Here is a 5,261-nt window from a genome sequence, read left to right as displayed (position 1 = left end):
CGGCATCCATGCCGCGGACACCCCCGCGAACCCMACCCGCCCGACCCCCGACAGTTTCCGTGCGCGKCCAGMCCACGGAGAAGAAAAAGAAGATCAAGAGCAACAGCGGGTCGCTGCGCTCGTGGGTTCTGCGCGCATGAAAAGAGCGGCCGCTGGGCCGCTTTTTGTTTTTGCTTTTGCTCTTCTTTTTTCTCTTGCGTGGGTGGACGCCGCAGAGAACTGTCAGAGGCCGGAGGGCTGGGGCCGGGCGGGGTATCCGCGCCATGGATGGCGCGGCTAAGCCTACAGGGACGTACTTGCGGCGTCCCCGCCTGGCCCCAGCCCTCCGGCCCAACCCATGACCCGCATCCAGCGACCAACCCACGAGGGGCTGCGCCGTTCGCGGGAACACTACTTCGCCGGCGACACCCACATGTCGATGACCGCGCTGAACACCTCCGTTCCCGCGCGGTCGCGGACACTCACCGTCACCGGCAACGCATAGCCTTCGGTCGCCACCACGATCGGCTGCGCCGGCAATGCCGTCGCCTGCAGCGTGCCGCGCGCCTTGGCCAGGTACTGCACCTGCATGCCCTTAGGGATCCAGCGCATGCCCTTCGGCAGCGACGCGTCGACCATCAGCCCGGCGGTCAGCTCGGCCAGGTTGCACATCGCGATCGCGTGCACCGTGCCGATGTGGTTGCGCACCCTGCGGCGGTCGGCCAGCGTGCCCTCGCAACGGCCGTTCTCCAGGCGCGTGATGCGCGGGGCGATGCTGGCGAAGTAGGGTGCCTTGAAGCACACCGCGCGCGAGAACAACCAGTTGCCGGCAGGCCAGCGCTGCAGGCGGTGGTAAAGCGTAAGCAGTGGAGCAGACATCGGGTGTCTCCCTAAAGAAACGGCGGACCGAAGTCCGCCGTTGTCGTTCACATGGTGGCTGTGATCACGCGGCCTGCGACTGCGCGCCCTTCTGTTCGCGCTTGTAGTAGCCCGCCGAGCGCAGCTCTTCCGGATCGAAGTCGTCCACGGTGATGGTTTCCAGGGTGAGCGTGCGCAGCTCCTCGAGCAGGGTGCGTTCGTCCTGGGTGATCACGCCTTCGGCCACGGCCTCGTCCAACTGGGTGACGAAATCCAGCGCTTCGATGCCCTTGGTCTTGAGCGCCTTGATGAACTTGCGCTCCACCGGCTCGGCCATGATCGCCTTGCTCAGGTAGCTGTTGATGCGGCCACCCGGGTTGTTCTCGCACGGGGTGAGGAACACGCCGCTGGCGAGGCGGTCGCGGGCTTCGTTCGGTGCCATCAGCAGCGCAGCCACGCGACGGCTCAGGCGGTCGCCCGGGGCCTCGGCACGACGGCCCAGCGGGAAGATCAGCGCCCACATCAGCCAGCCGATCGGACGGATCGGGAAGTTGCGCAGGGCCGCCGACAGCGATTCCTCGATCTTGTGCACGCTGTCATGGAAGGCCCAGGCCAGCAGCGGCTGGTCGGCCTGCGGCGCACCTTCGTCGTGGTAGCGCTTGAGCATGGCGCTGGTCATGTAGACGTGGCTCAGCACGTCGCCCAGGCGACCAGACAGCGATTCCTTGAACTTCAGCTTGCCGCCCAGCGTCATCATCGAGATGTCGGCCATCAGCGCCAGGTTGGCCGAGTAGCGGTCCAGCTTGCGGAAGTAGCGGCGGGTGTAGGCATCGCCCGGGGCAGCGCCGAAGCGCGCGCCGGTCAGGCCGAACCAGAACGAACGCACGGCGTTTGAGATGCCGTAGCGGATGTGGCCGAACAGGCTGCGGTCGAAGTCCTGCAGGCCGGCACGGGTGTCCGGATCCTGCGCAGCCTTCATTTCCTTCAGCACCCACGGGTGGCAGAGGATCGCACCCTGGCCGAAGATCAGCAGGCTGCGGGTCATGATGTTGGCGCCTTCCACCGTGATGGCGATCGGCGCGGCCTGCCAGCTGCGGCCGGCGAAGTTGCGCGGCCCCAGGATGATGCCCTTGCCGCCGATCACGTCCATCACGTCCGAGATCACTTCACGGCTCATGTTGGTGCAGTGGTACTTGGCGATCGCCGACGGCACCGACGGCACGTCACCGCGGTCCACAGCGGCAGCGGTGGCCTGCGACAGCGCGCTGATCTTGTACGCCTTGCCACCAATGCGGGCCAGCGCTTCTTCCACGCCTTCGAAGCGGCCGACCGAGAGGCCGAACTGCTTGCGGATACGCGCGTAGGCACCGGTCACCACCGCGCCGGCCTTGGCACCGCCACTGGCGGTGGAGGGCAGGGTGATCGAGCGGCCGACGGCCAGGCACTCGTTGAGCATGTTCCAGCCCTTGCCGGCCTTCTCGGCGCCGCCGATCAGCTGGGTCAGCGGGATGAAGACATCCTTGCCACGGATCGGGCCGTTCTGGAAGGTCGAGTTGAGCGGGAAATGGCGACGGCCGATTTCCACACCGGCGGTGTCACGCGGCAACAGGGCCAAGGTGATGCCGATATCGCGGGTGGTGCCGATCAAGCCATCCGGGTCGTACATGCGGAAGGCCAGGCCGATCAGCGTGGCCACCGGGGCCAGCGTGATGTAGCGCTTGTCGAAGGTGAGCTTGACGCCGAGGACCTGCTCGCCGTTCCACTCGCCCTTGCAGACGATGCCGTAATCGGGGATCGAGGTGGCGTCCGAGCCGGCGAACGGGCCGGTCAGGCCGAAGCAGGGCACTTCGCGGCCATCGGCCAGGCGCGGCAGGTACTGGTCTTTCTGTTCCTGGGTGCCGTAATGGTTGAGCAGCTCACCCGGGCCCAACGAGTTCGGTACGCCAACGGTGGAGCTGACCACGCTCGACACTGATGCCAGCTTCTGGATCACCTTGTGGTGGGCCAGCGCGCTGAAGCCCAGGCCGCCGTATTCCTTCGGAATGATCATGCCGAAGAACTTGTTCTTCTTGATGAAGCTCCACAGCTCCGGCGGCAGGTCGGCATGGACGTGGGTGATCTCCCAGTCGTTGACCATTTTGCACAGCTCTTCGACCGGGCCATCGAGGAAGGCCTGCTCTTCAGCAGTCAGCTGCGGCTTGGGGTAGTTCAGCAGGATGTTCCAGTCCGGGTCACCGGTGAACAGTTCGCCTTCGAAGCCGACCGAGCCGGTTTCCAGGGCGATCCGCTCGGTCTGCGACAGCGGCGGCAGCACTTTGCGGAACACCTTCATCATCGGGCCGGTCAGCAGCGGCTTGCGGATGAACGGCAGCAGCAGCGGCACGACGATCACGGCCAGTACGGCGGCAGCGACGATCGTGGCGGTCTGGTTGACGTAAGGAATGAACCAGCAGGCGACCAACAGGGCCACGCTGATCAGCGTCCAGGTCAGCAGGCGCATGCGGTGGTAGGCAACGAACGCGCCTGCCAGCAGCAGGGCGAGGAAGGGAATGACGAGGCTCATGAGCGTGCTCCGGTGACGTGCTCGTTTATGGCGGACGAAGCTGCAGCATCCGCTGCGGGCAACACGTCCAGATAGTCCAACACAGTAGCGGTAAAGGCGTCGTTGTCATCACCGGCGACCATGTGCGTGGCCTGCGGCAACTGTACGTGGCGTGCGTGTGGCGCCAATGCCAGGAATTCGGCCACCGTCTGCGGGGTGACCAGGTCGCTGCGGCCACCGCTGACCAGCAGCAGGGGGCACTTCACCTGGCGCGCGGCCTCGGCCAGTGCATCCTGGTGCTGCTCGCTGTCGCGGGCCAGCTCGGCCACCAGGCGGGGGTCCCAATGCCAGCGCCAGCGGCCATGGCCATCTTCGCGCAGCAGGGCGCGCAGTGAATCCTCGGATTTGCGCGGGCGGTGCGGCACATAGGCCGAAATCACATCGGCAGCCTGCGACAGCGAGGCGAATCCTTCCGGGTGCGCGGTCATGAAGGCGAGGATGCGTTCGACGCCAGCGGTATCCCAGCGCGGGGTGATGTCCACCAGCACCATGGCCGAGAACAGCCCGGGCCAGCGCGATTCGGCCAACAGGCCGAACAGGCCCCCCATCGAGGCCGCCACCAGCACCGGCGGTCGCGGCTGCTCGCCGGCAAGCACGATCAGGTCATCGGCGAACTGCTCGCCGTGATAGGCCAGATCGGCTGCATTCCAATCGGAATCGCCATGACCGCGGGCGTCGTAGGCCAGCGTCTGCAGGCCAGCGGCCGACAGTGCTTTGGCCGTGGTTGTCCAAGCATGGCGGGTCTGGCCAAAGCCGTGTGCGAACAGCACGCGCCCGCGACGGCCGGAGGTGCTGGCAGTTGCAGCCAGCGAGGCGCCGTGGGCAGCCTCCAGGCGCAGGTCATGGAATGCAGCGGGAGTAGGGGACATAACCATACTCGTTAGTATGGATTGCTTCTGCAGGAAGTCAATACTGCACGGTATGGTGCGCTGCAGGAATCCCTTCTGGCCCGGTTGTCGACGGTTTCGGCCGCAACCGCGTACTGCAACGAACCCCGGCGTATGGTTAAATCAGCAAATGAATCAACCTGACGCTTCCGCCGGCGAACCGCGTGCCGGCCGCAACAGCCGCCTGAGTGCCGAAGACTGGGCCCAGGCGGCCCTCGATTTGATTGCCGAGCAAGGTGTCAGCGCCGTCGCGGTGGAGCCGCTGGCGCGCCGCCTTGGCGTGACCAAAGGCAGTTTCTACTGGCACTTCCCCTCGCGTGATGCGCTGCTGCAGGCCGCGCTGGAACGCTGGGAACTGTTCGAGCAGGAACAGGTGTTCGGCAGCCTGGAAGACGTGCCGGACCCGCGCGTGCGCCTGCGCCAGCTGTTCCAGATGGTGGCGCACGAAGTACAGCCGCACATCATCTACAGCGAGTTGCTGAAGGCGCTGGACCATCCGATGGTGCGGCCGGTGATCGACCGCGTGTCGCAGCGGCGGCTCGATTACCTGATCGCCTCGTTCCGCCAGGCGGGCCTGAGCTCGACCGATGCACGCCATCGCGCACGCCTGGCCTATGCGGCGTATGTGGGCTTCCTGCAGTTGTCGTTGCAGCTGCAGCAGCCCAAGCAGGCGCGCGAGGACTTCGAAGCGTATGTCGAACACCTGATCGACACGCTGATTCCGAACGGCTGAGGCGTTCTTCATCGCTGGATGCAGAAAGGCCGCGGCAATGCCGCGGCCTTCTTCTTTGGTGTTGACGCCAGCAACGTACGTACAAAAAACAACGGCCCCTTTCGGGGCCGTTGCTGCATCAGCTGATCACTGGATCGATCAGAACTTCTGCTTGTACTGCATGTACATGTAGCGGCCCGGCAGGTCGTACTGCGGGTCGAAC

The 5,261-nt window shown here is 65.5% G+C and carries 4 protein-coding genes; 1 reads left to right on the top strand and 3 read right to left on the bottom strand.

Translation table 11 applies throughout. From position 1 onward, the window contains the following. Positions 1 to 390: 390 nt before the first annotated feature. The 3 genes from AB4Y84_RS12505 to AB4Y84_RS12495 all read right to left on the bottom strand — a co-directional run bounded on the left by AB4Y84_RS12505 (position 391) and on the right by AB4Y84_RS12495 (position 4,314). The gene (locus AB4Y84_RS12505) at positions 391 to 858 is read right to left on the bottom strand and encodes a hotdog fold domain-containing protein (RefSeq protein WP_394198017.1); all 468 of its coding nucleotides are present in this window, start codon (positions 856 to 858) and stop codon (positions 391 to 393) included. 64 nt (positions 859 to 922) lie between these two features. Next, on the bottom strand, positions 923 to 3,400 hold the full coding sequence (locus AB4Y84_RS12500) for an acyl-CoA dehydrogenase (RefSeq protein WP_089236501.1): 2,478 nt from the start codon (positions 3,398 to 3,400) through the stop codon (positions 923 to 925). Continuing rightward, a complete protein-coding gene (locus AB4Y84_RS12495; RefSeq protein WP_033831779.1) occupies positions 3,397 to 4,314 on the bottom strand; it encodes an alpha/beta fold hydrolase in 918 nt (305 codons plus the stop codon). Before AB4Y84_RS12495 ends, AB4Y84_RS12500 begins: the two co-directional genes overlap by 4 nt. A gap of 142 nt (positions 4,315 to 4,456) precedes the next feature. Between AB4Y84_RS12495 and AB4Y84_RS12490 the strand changes: the two genes are divergently transcribed. Next, a complete protein-coding gene (locus AB4Y84_RS12490) occupies positions 4,457 to 5,059 on the top strand; it encodes a TetR/AcrR family transcriptional regulator (protein ID WP_025877807.1) in 603 nt (200 codons plus the stop codon). The last annotated feature ends 202 nt before the right edge of the window (positions 5,060 to 5,261 follow it).

The sequence above is a fragment of the Stenotrophomonas sp. 2YAF22 genome, from assembly GCF_052114665.1.
GTDB classification, from domain to species: domain Bacteria; phylum Pseudomonadota; class Gammaproteobacteria; order Xanthomonadales; family Xanthomonadaceae; genus Stenotrophomonas; species Stenotrophomonas indicatrix.
The sequence above is the reverse complement of the archived record's forward strand: the minus strand, read 5'-3'. Positions and strand labels throughout refer to the sequence as shown.